The sequence below is a fragment of the Microbacterium galbum genome, from assembly GCF_032464915.1.
GTDB classification, from domain to species: Bacteria; Actinomycetota; Actinomycetes; order Actinomycetales; family Microbacteriaceae; genus Microbacterium; species Microbacterium galbum.
Window position 1 is genome coordinate 1,143,852 of sequence record NZ_JAWDIS010000001.1, and the last position, 18,400, is coordinate 1,162,251.

Annotated in this window: 16 protein-coding genes; 9 read left to right on the forward strand and 7 right to left on the reverse strand. The window is 71.4% G+C overall.

Annotated features, from left to right (window positions below):
- Position 1: 1 nt before the first annotated feature.
- The 5 genes from RWH45_RS05400 to RWH45_RS05420 all read right to left on the reverse strand — a co-directional run bounded on the left by RWH45_RS05400 (position 2) and on the right by RWH45_RS05420 (position 6,132).
- Positions 2–1,213, reverse strand: coding sequence for an ROK family protein (locus RWH45_RS05400; protein ID WP_315993853.1), 1,212 nt, complete (start codon positions 1,211–1,213; stop codon positions 2–4).
- Positions 1,214–1,336: 123 nt separating this feature from the next.
- The gene (mmsB, locus tag RWH45_RS05405; RefSeq protein WP_315993854.1) at positions 1,337–2,557 is read right to left on the reverse strand and encodes a multiple monosaccharide ABC transporter permease; all 1,221 of its coding nucleotides are present in this window, start codon (positions 2,555–2,557) and stop codon (positions 1,337–1,339) included.
- Between the two features lie 5 nt (positions 2,558–2,562).
- Positions 2,563–4,092, reverse strand: a complete 1,530-nt coding sequence (gene mmsA / locus RWH45_RS05410; RefSeq protein ID WP_315993855.1) for a multiple monosaccharide ABC transporter ATP-binding protein — start codon at positions 4,090–4,092, stop codon at positions 2,563–2,565.
- A gap of 117 nt (positions 4,093–4,209) precedes the next feature.
- Complete coding sequence (gene chvE / locus RWH45_RS05415; protein ID WP_315993856.1) at positions 4,210–5,328, reverse strand: multiple monosaccharide ABC transporter substrate-binding protein; 1,119 nt, start codon at positions 5,326–5,328, stop codon at positions 4,210–4,212.
- Between the two features lie 234 nt (positions 5,329–5,562).
- Positions 5,563–6,132, reverse strand: coding sequence for a nucleotidyltransferase family protein (locus RWH45_RS05420; RefSeq protein ID WP_315993857.1), 570 nt, complete (start codon positions 6,130–6,132; stop codon positions 5,563–5,565).
- Between the two features lie 50 nt (positions 6,133–6,182).
- On the opposite strand from RWH45_RS05420, the gene RWH45_RS05425 reads away from it, so the two are divergent.
- Genes RWH45_RS05425 through RWH45_RS05440 form a run of 4 tightly spaced genes read left to right on the forward strand, consistent with a single transcriptional unit; the run spans position 6,183 to position 10,108 of the window.
- Positions 6,183–7,202, forward strand: coding sequence for an XdhC family protein (locus tag RWH45_RS05425; RefSeq protein ID WP_315993858.1), 1,020 nt, complete (start codon positions 6,183–6,185; stop codon positions 7,200–7,202).
- Positions 7,199–8,497 carry an amidohydrolase family protein gene (locus RWH45_RS05430; RefSeq protein ID WP_315993859.1) on the forward strand — a complete coding sequence of 433 codons (1,299 nt, stop codon included), beginning with the start codon at positions 7,199–7,201 and terminating at the stop codon, positions 8,495–8,497. The genes RWH45_RS05425 and RWH45_RS05430 overlap by 4 nt, the downstream gene beginning before the upstream one ends.
- Positions 8,494–9,144, forward strand: coding sequence for a helix-turn-helix domain-containing protein (locus tag RWH45_RS05435; protein WP_315993860.1), 651 nt, complete (start codon positions 8,494–8,496; stop codon positions 9,142–9,144). The genes RWH45_RS05430 and RWH45_RS05435 overlap by 4 nt, the downstream gene beginning before the upstream one ends.
- Positions 9,145–9,160: 16 nt before the next feature.
- Positions 9,161–10,108: a PDR/VanB family oxidoreductase gene (locus RWH45_RS05440; RefSeq protein ID WP_315993861.1), complete on the forward strand. Its 948-nt coding sequence runs from the start codon at positions 9,161–9,163 to the stop codon at positions 10,106–10,108.
- 53 nt (positions 10,109–10,161) lie between these two features.
- On the opposite strand, the gene RWH45_RS05445 is transcribed toward RWH45_RS05440, so the two are convergent.
- Both RWH45_RS05445 and RWH45_RS05450 read right to left on the reverse strand, forming a co-directional pair.
- Positions 10,162–11,175 carry a glycosyltransferase gene (locus RWH45_RS05445; RefSeq protein ID WP_315993862.1) on the reverse strand — a complete coding sequence of 338 codons (1,014 nt, stop codon included), beginning with the start codon at positions 11,173–11,175 and terminating at the stop codon, positions 10,162–10,164.
- 4 nt (positions 11,176–11,179) lie between these two features.
- Positions 11,180–12,427 (reverse strand): glycosyltransferase, encoded by a 1,248-nt coding sequence (locus RWH45_RS05450; protein ID WP_315993863.1) that lies wholly within the window; start codon positions 12,425–12,427, stop codon positions 11,180–11,182.
- 233 nt (positions 12,428–12,660) lie between these two features.
- Here RWH45_RS05450 and RWH45_RS05455 point away from each other — a divergent pair, with 233 nt between their 5' ends.
- From RWH45_RS05455 to RWH45_RS05475, 5 genes are all read left to right on the forward strand, one after another.
- Positions 12,661–13,854: a glycosyltransferase gene (locus RWH45_RS05455; RefSeq protein WP_315993864.1), complete on the forward strand. Its 1,194-nt coding sequence runs from the start codon at positions 12,661–12,663 to the stop codon at positions 13,852–13,854.
- A 281-nt stretch (positions 13,855–14,135) separates the two neighbouring features.
- Positions 14,136–15,401, forward strand: a complete 1,266-nt coding sequence (locus RWH45_RS05460) for an amidohydrolase family protein (protein ID WP_315993865.1) — start codon at positions 14,136–14,138, stop codon at positions 15,399–15,401.
- Positions 15,402–15,429: 28 nt separating this feature from the next.
- Positions 15,430–16,206, forward strand: a complete 777-nt coding sequence (locus tag RWH45_RS05465; RefSeq protein WP_167494159.1) for an ABC transporter ATP-binding protein — start codon at positions 15,430–15,432, stop codon at positions 16,204–16,206.
- Positions 16,203–17,093 (forward strand): ABC transporter permease, encoded by an 891-nt coding sequence (locus RWH45_RS05470; protein WP_315993866.1) that lies wholly within the window; start codon positions 16,203–16,205, stop codon positions 17,091–17,093. Before RWH45_RS05465 ends, RWH45_RS05470 begins: the two co-directional genes overlap by 4 nt.
- A 125-nt stretch (positions 17,094–17,218) precedes the next feature.
- Positions 17,219–18,400, forward strand: coding sequence for an ABC transporter substrate-binding protein (locus RWH45_RS05475; protein WP_315993867.1), 1,182 nt, complete (start codon positions 17,219–17,221; stop codon positions 18,398–18,400).

The following is an 18,400-nucleotide window of genomic DNA, read 5'->3' on the forward strand; positions in this document are numbered from 1 at the left end:
GTCAGCCGCGGAAGCCCGCCGGGTTCGACAGCAGGTCGGCGAAGGCGAGTTCCGCCGGGCCGATGAGCATGAGCCGCGACCGCAGGTGCGCACGCTCGAGCCGGATGGTGCGACCCTCGGCGCCGAGGGGATGCACGCGGACGGCGTCGGCGAGACGCTCACGGCTCACCGAGAGCAGCGCCCCGAGGTACCCGGAGAGCACCACGGTCTCGGGGGCGAAGGCGTTGACGAAGTTGGTGAGGGCGAGCGAGAGCATCTCGACCTGACGCGTGACCTCGGTCATCACGCGCGGGTTGCGGGCGACGCCGAGCTCCACGTCGAGTTCGTCTTCGTCGAGCTTGCGACGGCCCAGCAGCGGTTCGAGGATGTCGAGACTGACCTCGGCCTCGAGGCACCCTCGACGTCCGCACACGCACGCGCGACCCCGCGGGTCGACGACGGTGTGCCCGAGCTCCCCGGCATAGCCGGAGGTGCCACGCAGCAGGGTGCCGTCGATGATGAGGCCGCCGCCGATGCTGTGCATGGCGCCACCGAGGTAGAGCAGGTTGCCGACGCCCACCCCGACCCCGAAGCGCGACTCGGCCAGGGCGCCGATGCTGGCGTCGTTGCCCGCGGTCACCGGCATCCCGAGCTCGTCGCTCAGCCGGGCGGACACCGGATCGCGCCGCCAGCCGAGAGTGGGCGAGACGAGCACGGAGCCGTTGGCGTTGACGAGCCCGGGCACGGCGAGACCCGCCCCCACCACGCGGTAGTGCCGGTCGATGTCGGCGCGCATCGCCTCGACCGACGACGCGACGATCTGCACGAAGCGGCGGGGCGAGGGCGCCGAGGCCGTGTCGTGTCGGAGTCGGGCGTGGACCACTCCCCCGAGACCGACGAGCGCGACGGTGACCGCGTGGGGTTCGGCCCGCACACTGAGGGCGGCGACGTGGTCCTCCGGCTCGAGGTCGAGGGTCGGGCGCCCGACCTTGCCGGTGCGCTCCCCGCTCGGCGCCTCGCGCACGAGGCCGAGCTCGGTGAGCTCCATGATGAGCCCGGTGACGGTGGAGCGGTTCAGCCCCGTCATCGCCCCCAGCTGCGCGCGTGAGAGCGCTCCCCGAGAGTGGAGCAGCGCGAGCACCGACGCGAGGTTCTGCTGCCGGATCAGGTCGTTCGTCGTACGACCGGCCGGGGGCGCGAGCGGGGTCGCGGGCTCGAACACGGCAGGGGTCATGAGGGGAGCACCTCCCCCATCATCCCATCGGAGTCACACGGACGAGAAACGCAGCGGAGCACGCGGCGGGTGAAGCGGCGACGCGGATGGGGAGCGGGCCCCGGGGCCGCGCTCCCCATCCGGTCAGACACCGCCGTTGCGGCGCTTGTTGAAGATGTCGAAGGCGACCGCCAGGAGCAGCACGATGCCCTTGATGGCCATCTGCCAGGCGGCGTCCACGCTCAGGATCGACAGGCCCATGTTCAGCACGCCCATGACGAGGCCACCGACGACCGCGCCCACGACCGTTCCGATGCCGCCCTGCACGGCGGCGCCGCCGATGAACACCGCGGCGATGGCATCCAGTTCGTAGTTCTGACCGGCGGATGCCACGGCGCCACCGGCGCGAGCGGTGCTGACCACCGCGGCGAGGCCCGCGAGCACGCCCATGTTCACGAAGATGAAGAAGTTGACCCACTTCGTCTTCACGCCGCTCATCACGGCGGCGAAGAGATTGCCGCCCATCGCGTAGATGTGGCGACCGAACGTGGTGCGGTTGAGCACGAACGTGTACGCCAGCACGAGCACGGCGAGGATGATCAGCACGATCGGGGTGCCGTTGTAGGCGGCGATCGTGAAGGCGACCGCCATGATCGCGACGACCGCGATGGCGTTCTTGAGCCAGAACGACCACGCGAGCTCGCGGGGCAGTTCGAGGCGGCGCAGCGTGGCCCGGGTGCGCAGCTGCTGGACGATCAGCAGCACGCACGCGATCGCGCCCAGCACGAGGGTCAGGGAGTCCCAGTTGCCGAGGTAGCCCAGGAACGGCGGCAGCCAGCCGGCGCCGATCGCGGTGAAGCCGTCGGGGAGGCCGCTGATCGTGCCACCGGTGAGGAGCACGAGCGTGAGGCCGCGGAAGAGCAGCATGCCGGCCAGGGTGACGATGAACGCCGGGATGCCGACGAAAGCGACCCAGAAGCCCTGCCACGCACCGACCACGGCACCGACGACGAGCGAGAGCAGTACGGCGACGAACCAGGGCAGACCCCATTGATTCATCGCGATCGCGGCGATGGCGCCGACCATCGCGACGACCGAACCGACCGACAAATCGATGTGGCCGGCGATGATCACCATCACCATGCCGATCGCGAGGATCAGCACATAGGCGTTCTGCTGGATGAGGTTGTTGACGTTGCCCGGCATGAGCAGGCGCCCGCCCGTGAGCACCTGGAACAACACGATGATGATGACGAGAGCGGCGAGGATGCCGAACTGACGGAAGTTGATGCGCGACAGGATGCCGCGGCGGCGCGGACCCGGTTGCGTCGGCGCCTCGACCGTCTGGGTGGATGCGGTGGCCATTGCTGTCAGTTCCTTCCGGCGGTCATGTGCCGCATGAGGGTCTCCTGCGTCGCGTCGTCGCGGCTGACCTCGGCCGTGATGCGTCCCTCGGAGATGGTGTAGATGCGGTCGGAGAGGCCGATGACCTCGGGCAGCTCCGACGAGATGACGATGACGGCCTTGCCCTGGGCCGCGAGCTCGTTGATGATCCCGTAGATCTCGTACTTGGCCCCGACGTCGATGCCGCGGGTGGGCTCGTCGAGGATCAGCACGTCGGGTCCGGTGAACATCCACTTCGACAGGACCACCTTCTGCTGGTTCCCGCCGGAGAGGCGCCCGGTGATCGCGGCGACGCTGGGCGCCTTGATGTTCATCTTGTAGCGGTAGGAGTCGGCGACCTTGTACTCGCGATAGCGGTCGACCACGCCCAGGCGGGCGAGGCGGGCCAGAGCGGATGCCGACACGTTGACCTGGATGTCGCCGATGAGGTTGAGACCGTACTTCTTGCGGTCCTCCGTCGCGTAGGCGATGCCGTGCTTGATCGCCGCGTCGACGGTGCGCACGTCGATCTGCTGACCGTTCTTGTAGACCTCGCCCGAGATGCCGGTGCCGTACATGCGACCGAAGATGCTCATCGCGAGTTCGGTGCGACCGGCGCCCATGAGACCGGCGAAGCCGACGATCTCGCCCGCGCGCACCATGAACGACGCGTCCTGGATGACGACGCGCTCGGTGTCGACGGGGTGGTGCACGGTCCAGTTCTCGACGCGGAACAGCTCTTCGCCGATGTCGGGTTCGCGCGGCGGGAACAGGCTGTTGAGGTCGCGGCCGACCATGGCGCGGATGATGCGCCCCTCGTCGGTGTCGGGGTCGGAGCGGTGCATCGTCTCGATGGTGCGGCCGTCGCGGATGATCGTGATGCGATCCGCGATGCGCAGCACCTCTTTGAGCTTGTGGCTGATGATGATGCACGTGATGCCCTGCGTGCGCAGCTGGTCGATGAGGTCGAGCAGGTGCGCCGAGTCGTCGTCGTTGAGGGCGGCGGTCGGCTCGTCGAGGATGAGGAGCTTGACCTCCTTGGCCAGTGCCTTCGCGATCTCCACCAGCTGCTGCTTGCCGACGCCGAGCTCGTAGATCTTGGTGGCCGGGTTCTCGCGGAGCCCCACGCGCTTGAGCAGGTCGGCGGCGGCGGTGTTGGTGGCGTTCCAATCGATGACGCCGCGCTTGGACTTCTCGTTGCCGAGGAAGATGTTCTCGGCGATCGAGAGGTAGGGGCTCAGCGCCAGCTCCTGGTGGATGATGACGATGCCGGCGGCCTCGCTGTCGTTGATCGAGCGGAACTCCATCCGCTCGCCCTCAAGGGTGATGGTGCCCTCGAAGGAGCCCGCCGGGTAGACGCCGCTGAGCACCTTCATCAGGGTCGACTTGCCGGCGCCGTTCTCGCCGCAGATCGCGTGGACCTCACCGCGGTACACGTCGATCGACACGTCGGCCAGGGCCGGCACGCCGTTGAACGACTTCGAGATCCCCGCCATGCGCAGGATCGGTTCGGTCATGGTGTGTTTCCTCCGTCAGCTCCCTCGCTGCGATGGCGAGGATCGAGCGGCGGGGCGGGCGAACCCGCCCCGCCGCGAGAGGGCCGGGGCGGGCGAGCCCGCCCCGGCCGATGGGGATCAGAGCCCGACGTCAGAGGCCTTCAGGAAGCCCGAGTCGATGAGCTTGGACTGCACGTCGTCCTTGACGACGACCTCGGGGGTCAGCAGGTAGGACGGGACGACCTTCTTGCCGTTGTCGTAGGTCTTGGTGTCGTTGACCTCGACCTCCTTGCCGTCCTTGATCTCCTGGATCATCGTGAAGACGCGGTCGCCGAGGGCACGGGTGTCCTTCCAGACCGTCATCGACTGCGTGCCGTCGAGGATCGCCTTGACGTTGGCCTTGTCGGCATCCTGACCCGTGATGATCGGGTACTCGGCGCCGGCGGTGTAGCCGGCCGACTTCAGCGACGCCTCGATGCCGATGGCGAGGCTGTCGTTGGGCGAGAGCACGACGTTGACCTTCTTGCCGTCGCCGTAGAACGACGAGAGACGGTTGTCCATCTCGGCCTGCGCCTTGTCGGACGCCCAGCCCTGGATGCCGATCGACGCCCATGCGTCGTCGTTGGCGGGCGACTTGCCGCTGGGGACCACCAGCTGGCCCTTCTCGACGTAGGGCTGGAGCACGTCCCAGGCACCGGCGAAGAAGAACTTGGCGTTGTTGTCGTCGGGGCTGCCGGCGAAGGGCTCGAGGTTGAAGGGACCCTTGCCGTCCTTCAGGCCCAGCTGCTCCTCGATGTACTGGCCCTGCAGGGTGCCGACCTTGTAGTTGTCGAAGGTGGCGTAGTAGTCGACGTTCTCGCTGCCGTTGATCAGGCGGTCGTAGGCGATGACGGTGGCGTTCTGCGACTTGGCCTCTTCGAGGACCGGGCCGAGCGTCGAACCGTCGATGGCGGCGATGACGAGGATCTTCGCGCCACCCGAGATCTGGTTCTGGATCTGGCTGATCTGCTGGTCGGTCTTGTTGTCGGCGTACTGCAGGTCGACCGTGCACCCGGCATCCTGCAGCTTCTTCTGCAGCTGCTCGCCGTCGTTGATCCAGCGCTCGAGGCTGCGGGTCGGCATCGCGATGCCGACGTTGCAGTCGCCGCTCGCGCCGGCGGCGTCTCCGCCGCCCTCGGCGGGGCGCGTCGAGCTGCAGGCTCCGAGGCCCACCGCGAGTGCGGCGATGGCCGCACCGGTCAGGATTTTCTTCAGCATGTGATCTGCGTTCCTCTCTGAACAGCAGGGACCGTGTGGTCCGTACCCGCGCCCTCCCCGGCGTCGGATCGGGTACGTCATCGTCCCGGCACTCTGGTCCGTCGAATTATGACGGCTCCGAAAAAATATCCACCGCGGGGGGTTTTGTCTATAGGCACGTCAAAATTGTCCACGCCGTGATCAGACCGTGACCGAACGTGCCGGATCCCCGGAAAGACGCGGCCGAGACAGTCTTCAGCGGGTGTCGCGGTCGGCGCCCGACCACAGATCGCCGCACTCGATGAGCGACGCGCCCTGCGCGACGAGGTACGGCCGCGCGCCCACGTCGCCCCGGGCGGCGTCCGCGACGGCGGCCCAATGCGATCGGCCGAGCAGCACGGGATGACCCGGGGCCCCGGCGTACGCCGCTTGCGCGAGCGCGTCCCGATCCGCGTGCCGGAGCATGCGCGCCACGGCCGCGGGCGGCATCCCCGGGGTGTCGACGGGGACGACGACAGCGGCGATCCCCGCCCCGGATCCCAGCGCGCCGAGGCCGGCCCGCAGGGAGGCCGCCATCCCCGACTCCCAGTCGGCCACGGTCACGATCGTCGCCACAGGAGGAACGAGAGCGACGGCCTCCTCAGCCCCGGCTCCCAGCGCGACCGTGACGTCGCGGCATCCGCCCTCCGTCAGCGCGCGGACGGCGAGGGCGATCCACGGCGTTCCCGCGGGGGTGCGCGCGAGAGCCTTGGGACCGCCGAAACGACGACCCGCGCCCGCGGCCAGCACGAGCCCCGAGACGGCGACGGGAGGCGCGGCGGGCATGGTCACGACAGCGTAGCGTGCGCGAAACACGCCCCGATTACCGTCGTCCCATGCTCGATCTGGCCGCCGACCTGGTGCCTCTGATGGATGCCGGGGTGCCGCTCGCGGCCGTCACGGTGACCGCCGTGGTGCGCAGCGCCCCGCGCGGCGTGGGCGCGACCCTCGTCGTCACGCGCGACGCGCGCGTCATCGGATCGATCTCCGGAGGCTGTGTCGAGAACGACGCCGTGATGCTCGGTCTCGACGCCCTGCGCACCGGACACGTGCGTCGCGCGCGCTTCGGGTTCACCGACGACGGCACCGTCACCCCGATCGCGGCGGGCCTCGCGTGCGGGGGTGCGGTCGACGTCGTGGCCTACCCGCTCGACGACAGCGTCCGCCCGGCGCTCGAAGCAGCCCGCGCCGGACGGAAGGCGACCGTGCGCCTCGATCTCGACGGAGGACCGGTCGTGCTCGAGCGGCCCGCGGCCCCGCGCCTGATCGTCCTCGGCGCCGGCGAGCACGCGGCGGCGCTGTGCCGGCTCGGCTCGGCCGCCGGATTCCGGGTCACGGTGTGCGACGACTGGGCGCTCCTGGCCACGCGCGAGCGCTTCCCCGACGCCGCCGAGGTCGTCGTCGCCGCTCCGCACGAGTACCTCGCGACCGTCGACGACGCCGACGAGCGCACCGCGGTGTGCGTCCTGACGCACGACGAGCGGCTCGACATCCCTGCCCTGCGCACGGCACTGCGGATGCCGGTGGGCTTCGTCGGCGCGATGGGCGCGCGGGCGACCGTCGCGCGCCGCGCGCAACTGCTGCGGAACGCGGGAGTGACGGATGCCGAGCTCTCGAGGCTCCACTCCCCTCTCGGCCTCGACCTCGGAGGCGCCTCTGCCGAAGAGACCGCCCTGTCGGTGATCGCCGAGATCGTGGCATCCCGCAACGCGGCGAGCGCACGACCCCTGCGCGAGAAGGCGGGGGCGAGGCTGCACGGACCGGGTGCCGCGGGACACGGCCCCTCCTCGGGAGCGCGCGCCCGGGTCTCGGCCGCGGACGACGCCGGCCTCGCGTGCGGCGTGAGGACCGCATGAGCGCGCTCGTGGTGCGCGGCGCCGTGGCCGTCGTCGAGGCGGCGGGCCGCGTGCGCACGGGCGACGTCGTGATCGCCGACGGGCGGGTCGTCGACGCGGCCGACCTCACCGGAGCGCGGGTTGTCGACGCGAGCGGGTGCGTCGTGACGCCGGGCCTGGTCAACGCCCACCACCACCTGCTGCAGACCGCGTTCCGTACGCTCCCCGGCACCCGCGGCATCCCGATGCGCGAGTGGCTTCCGGCGATGGCGTCGGCATACGGCGAAGCGGGCGTCGACCCCGACCTGACGCTGCTGGCCGCGCGTGCCGGCCTCGCCGAAGCGCTGCTGAGCGGGGTGACGACGGTCGCCGATCACCATCTGACCTGGCCGAGCGGTGCCGACACCGTCGGGATGGCGCGGGCCGCGGCCGACGCCGCCGCGGGGCTCGGTGCACGCCTCGCGTTCGTGCGGGGAACCGCGCGCGACGACCCGCAGGAGGCCGCCGCCTCGGCCGAGGCGATCGTCTCGGCGCTCGTGTCCGAGGGCGCCGGCGGCGTCTCGGTCGACGGGATGCTGCAGGTCGCGGTCGGGCCCGCCGGGGTGCACAGCGATCCCCGCGAGACGTTCGAGCTGCTGGGCGAGGTGGCCCGACGCCACGGGCTCCGACGACGCACGCAGGCCAACGAGGTGGTCGACGTCGCGATCGCGCTCGAGCGCTACGGACGACGACCCCTCGATCTGCTCGATGAGTGGGGCTGGCTCGCTCCCGACGTGACGCTCGCCCACCTCTGCGACGTCGCCCCCGACGAGATCGCCCGCCTCGCGGCATCCGGGGTCACCGCCACCCATGCGCCCGGCTGCGACGTGCCGATGGGCTGGGGAGTCGCCCCGGTTCGGCGTCTCCTCGACGCGGGGATCGCGGTGGGCCTGGGAACCAGCGGCGGCGGCAGCAACGACGCGGGCCATCTTCTCGCGGACGCGCGCCTGGCGATGCAGGTCTCGGCGCTGGTGGGACCGCAGCTGCCGGCATCCGAGGTGCTGTCGATGGCCACGGAGGGCTCCGCCGACGGTCTCGGTCGCCCCGAACTCGGACGCCTGACGCCGGGCTCGGCCGGCGACCTGTGCCTGTGGGACGTCTCGGGCGTGGCCGATGCGGGCGTCGCGGATCCCGTCGCGGGGCTGCTCTGGGCCTCGCCCGGCCGGCGCCCGCGCACGGTCGTCGTGGGCGGGCGGATCGTGGTCGACGAGGGCCGCCTCGCGACGGCCGACGAGGGCGAGATCGTCGCCCGCCTCTTCGAGAGGGTGGCACGATGACGTCCATGGCTCCACCGGCGGTCCCCCTCTCCGCGCTTCCGACCCCCGACACGCACACCCCCACGAGCGACGAGCGCCTCGGCGCGCACCTGCGCAGCCTGCGGAAGGCGCGCGGACTCACGCTCACCCAGCTCGCCGAGGCGGCCGAGCTGTCGCATCCGTTCCTCAGCCAGCTGGAGCGCGGGCTCGCCCGGCCGAGCATGGCGAGTCTCGAGCGGCTCGCACGGGCCCTGGGTACGAGCCGGGTCGAGCTGATCGCGGGCTCCGAGCCCCCGCGTGCCGACGCCGATGCGCAGCCGTCGTTCGTCGCGGCCGGAGAGGGCGTGACCGGTCCGTACGCGGAGGGCACCGCGCGCCTGCTCGCGGAGGGCCCGCGCCGCTTCGAGCCGCTGGAGTTCACGGGGTCCAACCCGCAGCCGGGCGATCACTACGTGCACGACGAGGACGAGTTCCTCACGGTGCTCGAGGGCTCGATCGTGATCTCGTTCGGCGCCTTCGGCGAGCGCACGCTGCACGTCGGCGACTCGGTGTACTGCCGCTCGGGCACGCCGCACCGCTGGCACTCGCCCGACGGCACGCCCTATCGCCTGCTGATCGTCAAGGAGGTCGTCCACGGCGACGGCGCCGACGATCCGACCGACGTCTGACCGAGGAGGAGAACGCGTGAGCGCAGGGGTGAGCTTCGATGCCGTGGTGCGGGAGCGACGGGATGCCGCCGACGGGATCGTCGTGCTGGACCTCGAGCGCGCGACGGGGACGCTGCCGCACTGGTCACCGGGGGCGCACATCGACGTGGTGCTGCCCGACGGACTCGAGCGGCAATACTCGCTGTGCGGCTCGCCGAGCGCGCGCGGCACGTGGCGCATCGGGGTGCTCCGCGAGCGCGAGGGCTCGGTGTGGTTGCACGAGAACGCGCACGTCGGGGCCACGCTGCGGGTCCGGGGCCCCGCGAACCACTTCCTCTTCGCCCCGACCGCGGGGCGCTCGTACGTGTTCGTCGCCGGCGGCATCGGGATCACGCCGATCGTGCCCATGATCGAGGCCGCGGAGGCGGCGGGGGCCGCCTGGACCCTGCTCTACGTCGGACGGTCGCGTGCGACGATGGCCTTCGTCGATGAGCTCGAGCAGCGCCACGGCGACCGCGTCGAGGTGTTCGCCGCAGACGAGGGGCGCCGACTCGACATCCCCCGACGCCTGGGCACGCCCGTCGCCCGCACGGTCGTGTACGCGTGCGGACCCGCGCGTCTGCTCGAGGCCCTCGACGCCACGATGGCGGTCTGGCCGCGCGGGAGCCTGCACGTCGAACGCTTCGAGGCGAAGGTGCTCGGTCCGCCCGTGTGGACGGAGCCCTTCGAGGTCGACCTCATGATGTCGGGCCTGACCGTGACCGTTCCGCCGGAGCGGTCGATCCTCGACGTGGTCGAGGAGAACGGCATCGTCGTGCCCTCGAGCTGCCGCGTGGGCACGTGCGGCACCTGCGAGGTCGCGGTCGTCGACGGCGACGTCGAGCACCGCGACTCCGTGCTGTCTCCGGAAGAGCAGGAGGCCAACCGCACGATGATGCCGTGCGTCTCGCGAGCCGCGTGCGATCGGATCACCCTCGAGCTCTAGGGCTTCACCCTCACGATCACCCGCTGGTCGCAGGACCCCTCGCGCACGGCGACTCAGAACTCGACGCGGCGACCCAAACGGCCGGCCCGCGCATCGGCAGCCGCCCGACGGAGCACGCGCAGCTTCCCGGGACGCCCCGTCAGCACCGTACAGCCGAGGCACAGGGCCCAGAACAGGGCGGCATTCACCGAGCGGGCGGGACTGCGCCGACGACCGGTGCGCAGCTCACGGTGGATGCGATTGCGGACCGAGTAGTACAGCAGGGCGTCGTTCGTGGACCGGAACATCGCCAGGACCTCGAACCCGGGCGGCATCCATCGCTCGCCGCGCGGATCGACCACGACGGCGTCGCGAGACAGACGGATGAGCCCGCCCGCCGCGACGATGCGCGAGGTGTACTCCAGGTCGTCGCCGTAGAGCACGCGAGCGGTGTCGGGGAAGCCGATGCGCCGGATGACGTCCGCCCCCACGAGGAGCCCCCCATACGGGGCGTAGGCCAGATCCGCCCCGCTCGCAGCCGCCGGACGCCGCAGCCCCAGGCGCTCCCCCGCGCGGCGGGCGAAGAGGGTCAGCTCGACGCCGGCGAACGACCGGTCTTCGCGCGGCTGCTCCCGCGCCTGCTCCACCCGGCTCGCCTCGGCGACCTCGGCGGGCGCGGCTCCCGGGGCCCGGGTCGGGGCGACCGCGCACAGCCCGTGTCCCGCCGCGCGAAGAGCCCGCTCCTCGCGCAGGAGCGCCGCCAGCGCGTCGCCGGCGGGAAGGTTGTCGTCATCGAGCACCCACACATGGTCGGCCCCCGCCTCGACGGCCCGGGCGAGGGCGATCCCGAACGCGAGCGCCGATCCCTCGTTGCGTTCCAGGTGGTGCAGGTGCACCCGCGGCGCGTGCTCGCGCGCATACTCGACAAGCGCCTGCCGGGACGACGGGGTCGAGCCGTTGTCGACCACGACGACCTCCCTCACCCCCGCGGCGAGGAACGCGTCGACGGTCGCCAGACATGACGCCGATCGCGCGCCGTAGGTGACGGTGGCCCCGACCACGCGGGGGAGAGGAGAAGAAGAGGTCACGAGCTCAGCTTTCGTCGGAGGCGGGGGCGTAGACATCGGCCAGCGTGCGCCGGAAGCGCTCCACCGAGAACTCGGCAGCCGCCGCGGGCTGCACCGCGCGAGCCTGGCGGCGCGCGCCGGCAGGATCGTCGAGCGCAGCGCAGACGCCGTCCGCCAGACCCGCGGCGTCGTCGGCGACGGCGAAGGCCGAGAGGACGTCGTCGACGATGCCCTCGACGCCGATCGAGGTCGACACGACGGGGATGCCGCGCACCATGGCATCCACCGTCTTGAACTTCACGCCGGCACCCGATCGCAGCGGGATGAGGACCAGGGCGGCGTCGGCGTAGTACTCCTCGAGGGAGTCGACGCGACCGGTCACCGTGACGGTGTCGGGCACGAGCTCCGCCTCCCGCCGCATCTCGTCGGTGGGGTTCGCGCCCGCGAAGACGAACCGCGCGCCCGGGTGCCGCCGGTGGACGCGGGGAGCGATCTCGCGCAGGGTCCACAGGGCGGCGTCGGCGTTGACGGAGCGGTCGAACGCCCCCACGAACAGCACCGTTCCCCCACCCGTGGCCGTCGCGACGGCCGACGCTGCGACGGAGGCGGCACCCGGCGCGGCCGGCTCGGCAAGGGGCGGCCGCACGACGCGGACCGGGGCCGCGGAACGCGCCGCGCGGTGCACCACCGCGGCATCCTTCGCGCTGAAGACGAGAACCGTGCCGACGTCGGTGTAGACCCGCCGCTCGTCACGGCGCACGGTGGCGAGTCGCACGCGGGCGACCAGGCCCCGGGGAGACCACCGCGATCCGGCCGCGGCGAGGAAGCGTTCCGCGCTCTGCAGCATGACGTCGTGCGCGAAGACGAGGCGTCGGGCCGGAGCCCCCACCCAGCGGGCGAACCACCCCATCTGCGTCCACTGGAACTCCACGGCATCGGCCGCGGCGAAGAGCGCGCGCACCTCGGCCGACTGGGCGAAGGCGCGGCGCACGCGCCTCACCGGGCGGACGGGGAAGAACCGCCGCTGCTGCCGTTCGTCGAGAGCGGTGAGGCGCCGCAGACCGCGTCGGGGGGCGGGGAGAGGCACGAGGACGATGGTCGCGGTCACCGTGGATCGCGCGCGGGCCGCGCGATTGTCGTCGGAGTCGGGGGCGACGAGGGTGACCTCGTGTCCGTCGTCGGCGAGCGCCCGCAGGTGGAGGAGGTAGTACTGGCCTCCGGCGTGCGGAATGCCGTCGAACGGCACCACCGGCGCGACACTGACGATCCTCACGTGCGTCCTCCCCGGCGCCGACGGCGCGGCGCTCGAGCCCACTCTGCGGATATCGCTCGCGCACTCCCCCGGCCGCGCTCCCGCACAGGGCGGGTGAAGCAGCCGGTCGCGGCGAGTTCCGCCAGCGGGTGAGAACGGGGACGGTGCGCGCTCACGATGCCGCGCGGCCACGCGAGACCGGGGGCGTCGACGCTTCCACCGACGCGTAGTGTCCGCCCGGGAAGGGAGCCGAGGTGAGGATCACGCACGTCCAGAGCAGCTTCGTCGCATCGCTGGGCGGGGCCGAGTCGTACGTGCTCGCCCTGGCCTCCGAGCAGGCCCGGCGAGGTGACGAGGTCGAGATCCTCACCGCGTGGACCGACCCCGACACCGTCGAGCGGGCGCGCCGAGCCGGCGTGGCCGTGCGCGTGCGCGCGACCTATCGCCCGTATCGCCCCGACCAGCACGGAGCGGGCACCGCCGCCAAGATCGCGTTCCACGCGCTCGACGTGCTCGGCACCCTCGGACCGGCGACCTGGATGCCGGAGGAGGCGCGGTCCGACGCAGTGGTGCACGTCCACCGCTTCCAAGGCGTGGGCGCTCAGGTGCTCCGGGCTCGACACGGCGCGGTGGTGCACACCGCGCACGACTACTGCCTCGTCGACACGACGTCCACCTCCATCCGCGACGGACACGAGCCCGCGCGTCTCGGCGGCGTGCAGCGGCTGCGCGCTCGCGCCAACTGGCTCGCGGCCCAACGCGCCAGCATCCTGGTGTTCCCGAGCGAGCGCGCACTGGCCCGTCACCATGCCCTGGGCATGCCCGCCGAGGGTGTCGAGCAGCGGGTCGTTCCGCACGGGTGGCCGGCACCCGCCGTCTCACCCGCCCACATCGAGACCGGGGGACGCACCCGTCCGCGCTTCGTGTTCCTCGGCAAGCTCCAGGCGACCAAGGGCATCGACCTGCTGCTGCGGGCGTGGGAGCAGGCCGACATCGACGCAGAGCTGGTCGTCGCCGGCGACGGCCCCGAGCGGCCGACCATCGAACGCGCGGCGGCGACGGGGAGGATCACCTACGCCGGATGGGTCGACGCCCAGCAGAAGGCCGACCTGATCGCCTCCGCGACGGCGCTGGTGTTCCCCTCGCTCTGGCCCGAGACGTTCGGGCTCGTGATCGCCGAGAGCCTGCTCATGCGGTGCCCGGTGATCGCGACCCCCCAGGCCGCCGGCGCTTTCGTGCGAGACGGCGAGAACGGACTCGTGACGACGGACGCCACACCGGGGTCGCTCGCCCGCGCCCTGCGTCGCCTCGCGCACGATGCGACGCTGCGGGAGGGCCTGGCCCGGGGGGCCGCCGCGAGCGCCGCGGCGCTCGACTTCGGTCGCCACGTCGACCGTGTGCAGGCGGTTTACGCCGACGCGCGCGGGATCTTCGCTCGGGCGCGCTGAGCCGACGTCGACCACCCTCGCGAGAGGCGGGGGCGCGCGTCGTCCGCGACGAACGCATGGACGCTGTCGGCATCCCGCGTTCACGCACCGAACCGCAGCCTGTCCGACATGTTTGTCATGAGGGTCACGCGGGAGAAATACGGCGGAAACGCACGCTTCCTAGCATCGGATCACCGCCAGATGTTGCTCACACCAACACTGACGCAGCCGCCCCGAGCGGCTCGCCCCATCGCCGTGGCGCTCGTCTCGACTCCTGCCTTCCCGACTCTCCGGAGGTCTTCGTGTCCGCCGTTCCACCCGTCTCGATCGCCGCTCTGCGGGGTGTGCGACTCGCCTCCGGCGACATCGTCGACATCGCGCTCGACGGCGACACGGTGCTCGCGGTGGTCCCGGCCGGCACCCCGCTGCCCGAGACCGACGGCGTCGTGCTCGACCTCCCCGGCTACCTCGTCACCGCCGCCGGCGCCGAGCCGCACGCCCACCTCGACAAGTCGCAGTCGTGGGATGCCATCCGGCCCCCGTTCGGCGACCTCGAGCGCGCCATCGAGAGCTGGCACGCCTTCGCCCTGACCCTGGACGAGGACGACACGCTGCGCCGGGCCCGTTCCACGGCGCTGCGGATGCTGGCATCCGGGATCACCTCCGTCCGCACCCACGTCGACCTCCTGCGCGGAGAGGACGCCCTCACCGGTGTCCGCGCCCTGGTCCGGTTGCGGGCGGAGCTCGCGGGAGTCATGGACCTCGAGCTCGTGGCCCTCGGCGGCCCCACGGTCGCCGACGAGGTCTTCGAGGCCGCGCTCGACGCGGGCGTCGACCTGGTGGGCGGTGCGCCGCATCTCGCCGACGACCCGGTCGCCGACCTCGAACGCCTCGTCGCCCTCGCCCGGCGCCGCGACGTCGGCCTCGACCTGCACACCGACGAGAGCCTCGCGGGAGCCGACACCCTGGCCGCCTACGCCCGAGCCGTCACCGGCTGGCACCGGCCACGGACCGCGGGCCACTGCGTGCGGCTGAGCATGATGCCCGCGGCCGACCTCACCGCCCTCGCAGAGCAGGTCCGCACCGCCGACATCGGCGTCATCGCCCTGCCGATCACCAACCTGTACCTGCAGGGATGGGATGCCGAGCACGCCGTGCCCCGCGGGATCGCGCCGATCGGACGGCTCAAGACCGCCGGCGTCCGCGTCGCGGCCGGAGCCGACAACGTGCGCGACCCCTTCAACCCGGTGGGCCGCTGCGACCACCTCGAGACCGCCTCGCTGCTCGTCAGCGCCGGGCACCTCGCCCCGGAGGACGCCCTGGAGGCCGTCACCGTCGGCGCGCGAGACGTGATGGGGCTGCCGTTCGCGGGACCGGTCGCCGGCGCGCGGGCGGAACTGTTGGCGATCCAGGCGGACTCCCTCGGCGAAGCCGTCGCCTTCGCCACTGCCGACCGCGTTGTCATCCATCGGGGACGTCTCGTCAGCCGCACCCGCGTCGCGACCGAGACCGCCGCCCTCTCCTCGTCCGTCCCCACCCGCACCGCCGCACCCGCGACGGCGTCGTAACCCGACCCCACGGAAAGTGAGCGCCCCCGTGACCCTGGCCTCCCCCGCCCCGGCATCCGTCGCGGATCCCACCGCGCCGATCCTGGACTTCCGCAACGTCGCCATGACGTTCCCCAACGGCACCACCGCCCTCTCGGGCGTCGACCTCACTGTCGAGCGCGGCGAGTTCGTCAGCGTCGTCGGCCCCTCGGGCTGCGGTAAATCCACGCTGCTGCGCATCGCCTCGGGTCTCGAATCCGCCAGCGAGGGCACCGCGACCGTCAACACCGACCGCATCGGCTACGTCTTCCAGGACGCGACCCTGCTGCCGTGGCGCGACGTGCAGGCCAACGTCGAGCTGCTCGCCGAGCTCAACTGGCAGCCCAAGCGCGTGCGCACCCCGAAGGCCCAGTGGGCGATCGACCTCGTCGGCCTGAAGGGGTTCGAGAAGCACCTCCCCAAGCAGATGTCGGGCGGCATGAAGATGCGCGCCTCGCTCGCCCGCTCCCTCACGCTCGACCCCGAGCTCTTCCTCTTCGACGAGCCCTTCGGTGCGCTCGACGAGATCACCCGCGAACGCCTGAACGACGAGCTCATCAAGATCTTCGTCGAGCAGAAGTTCGGCGGGCTCTTCATCACCCACTCGGTCTCGGAGGCCATCTACCTCTCCACGAAGGTCGTCGTGATGTCGGGTCGCCCCGGCCACCTCGTCGACACGTTCGAGGTCCCCTTCGACATGCCGCGCGACCCCGAGATCCGCTACACCGCCGAGTTCGCGAAGCTCGTCGGCGAGGTCTCCCACGCCCTCCGGGAAGGACACTCATGAGCACCACCTCCGCTGAGCCCGTCGTCGACGAGGCGGCCGTACCCCCGGCATCCACTCCCCCGGTCGAGCCGCCCCGCACCCGCACGGCACCGCGTCGTCGGGGCTTCGGATCCCGCGCCGCCGTCATCGGTCCCCCGCTCGCGGTCCTCGTCGTGCTGCTCGGCGGCTGGTACGCCGTGTCGATCGCCCTGGCCGCGTCGGGCAAGGGCTTCCTCATGCCGATGCCGCACGAGATGTTCACGCTGGGGTTCTTCGACCCGCAGGTGGGCGCCGACATCTGGATCGCCCTGTTCCGGACGACCGGCGTCGCGCTCACCGGCCTCGCGGTGGCGATGATCCTCGGCATCGGCTGGGCGATCGCGATGTCGCTGGCGCGGTGGGTCGAGCGTTCGACCTACGCCTACGCGGTGATGCTGCAGTGCATCCCGATCCTCGCGCTCGTGCCGCTGGTCGGCTTCTGGTTCGGGTACGAGTTCACCGCCCGCGTGATCGTCTGCGTGCTGATCGCCCTGTTCCCGATGGTCTCGAACACGCTGTTCGGCCTGCAGTCGGTCGACAAGTCGCAGCGCGAGCTGTTCCGCCTGCAGAAGGCGAACAAGTGGACGGTGCTGACCAAGCTCACCCTCCCCGCCGCCCTGCCCTCGATCTTCGTCGGCATGCGCACCTCGGCGGGCCTGTCGGTCATCGGCGCGATCGTCGGTGACTACTTCTTCCGCCGCGGCGAGCCGGGCATCGGCTCACTCATCGCCAACTACCAGTCGCGCCTGCAGAGCGCCGAGCTGTTCGCCGCCATCCTCGCGGCCTGCCTGCTCGGCGTCGCGATCTTCGCGTTCTTCGGCTGGCTGTCGAAGGTGGCCGTCGGCCGCTGGTACGAAAGCGCCCTCTAGACCCCGGATGCCACCGCACCGCCCTCCCGCGCGCATGCGCCGGAGGCGGCATCCGGCGTACCCGAAATACCGCAGCTCCCCCTCCCGCACCCGAGCACCACCGACGTCACAGAAAGCGAACCAGCATGCAGCGCTCCACCCTTCTCCGCGGCACCGCCGTCACCGGCGCCGTCGCGATCGCCCTGACCCTCACCTCCTGCGCCGGCAGCGCGGCGGAGAGTGCGCCGGCCGCCTCCTCCGACATGGAGATCGGTTCGGTCGACCTCTCGACCGACTGCCCCTCGACGATCGTCGTCCAGACCGACTGGAACCCCGAGGCCGAGCACGGTCACCTTTACGAGATGATCAAGGACGACTACACGATCGACGCCAACACCAAGGCGGTCACGGGTCCCCTCATGTCGGACGGCGAATACACCGGCGTCAACCTCGAGATCCGAGCCGGCGGCCCCGCCATCGGCTTCCAGACGGTCTCGGCGCAGATGTACCAGGACGACGCGATCACCCTCGGCTACATCAGCACCGACGAGGCGATCCAGCTCTCGTCGACCACGCCCACCAAGGCCGTCTTCGCCCCTCTCGACATCAGCCCGACGATGGTCATGTGGGACCCGGAGACCTACCCCGACGTCAAGACGATCGATGACGTCAAGGCCGCCCTCACGGCGAAGGGCGGCGTCTGGCGCTACTTCGACGGCTCCGCCTACATCGAGTACCTCAAGAGCGCCGGTCTCGCCGACTCGGCGATCCTCGACGGCTCGTACGACGGCACGCCCTCGAACTTCGTCGCCGCCGGCGGCAAGGACATGCAGCAGGGCTTCGCCTCGGCCGAGCCGTACGTCTACCAGAACGAGGTGTCGGCCTGGGGCAAGCCGGTCGACTTCGCCCTGATCCACGACGCCGGGTGGCAGACCTACCAGTCGTCGGTCTCGGTCAAGTCCGACTCCTTCGACGAGCTGTCGCCGTGCCTGTCGAAGCTCGTGCCCGTGCTGCAGAAGGCCGGCGTCGCGTACTATAAGGACCCCTCCGCCGCGAACGACCTCATCCTGAAGCTCGTCGACGAGTACGCCACCGGCTGGACCTACACGCAGGGCGTGGCCGACTACTCCGTGAAGACTCAGGTCGACCTCGGCCTCGTGGGCGACGGCCCCGACTCCACCTACGGCAACTTCGACGACGACCGCTTCGCGGACTTCTTCGACAAGGCCGGCAAGGTCTACACCGACCTCGGCACCCCGCCCGCGTCGGGCTACACCCCGGCCGACCTCTACACGAACGAGTTCATCGACACCTCGATCTCGTTCTGA

Excerpts from the sequence above, each read along its gene's own strand:
- RWH45_RS05400 (WP_315993853.1), bottom strand. The coding sequence starts at position 1,213 with ATGACCCCTGCCGTGTTCGAGCCCGCGACCCCGCTCGCGCCCCCGGCC.
- mmsB (WP_315993854.1), bottom strand. The coding sequence starts at position 2,557 with ATGGCCACCGCATCCACCCAGACGGTCGAGGCGCCGACGCAACCGGGT.
- mmsA (WP_315993855.1), bottom strand. The coding sequence starts at position 4,092 with ATGACCGAACCGATCCTGCGCATGGCGGGGATCTCGAAGTCGTTCAAC.
- chvE (WP_315993856.1), bottom strand. The coding sequence starts at position 5,328 with ATGCTGAAGAAAATCCTGACCGGTGCGGCCATCGCCGCACTCGCGGTG.
- RWH45_RS05420 (WP_315993857.1), bottom strand. The coding sequence starts at position 6,132 with ATGCCCGCCGCGCCTCCCGTCGCCGTCTCGGGGCTCGTGCTGGCCGCG.
- RWH45_RS05425 (WP_315993858.1), top strand. The coding sequence starts at position 6,183 with ATGCTCGATCTGGCCGCCGACCTGGTGCCTCTGATGGATGCCGGGGTG.
- RWH45_RS05430 (WP_315993859.1), top strand. The coding sequence starts at position 7,199 with ATGAGCGCGCTCGTGGTGCGCGGCGCCGTGGCCGTCGTCGAGGCGGCG.
- RWH45_RS05435 (WP_315993860.1), top strand. The coding sequence starts at position 8,494 with ATGACGTCCATGGCTCCACCGGCGGTCCCCCTCTCCGCGCTTCCGACC.
- RWH45_RS05470 (WP_315993866.1), top strand. The coding sequence starts at position 16,203 with ATGAGCACCACCTCCGCTGAGCCCGTCGTCGACGAGGCGGCCGTACCC.
- RWH45_RS05475 (WP_315993867.1), top strand. The coding sequence starts at position 17,219 with ATGCAGCGCTCCACCCTTCTCCGCGGCACCGCCGTCACCGGCGCCGTC.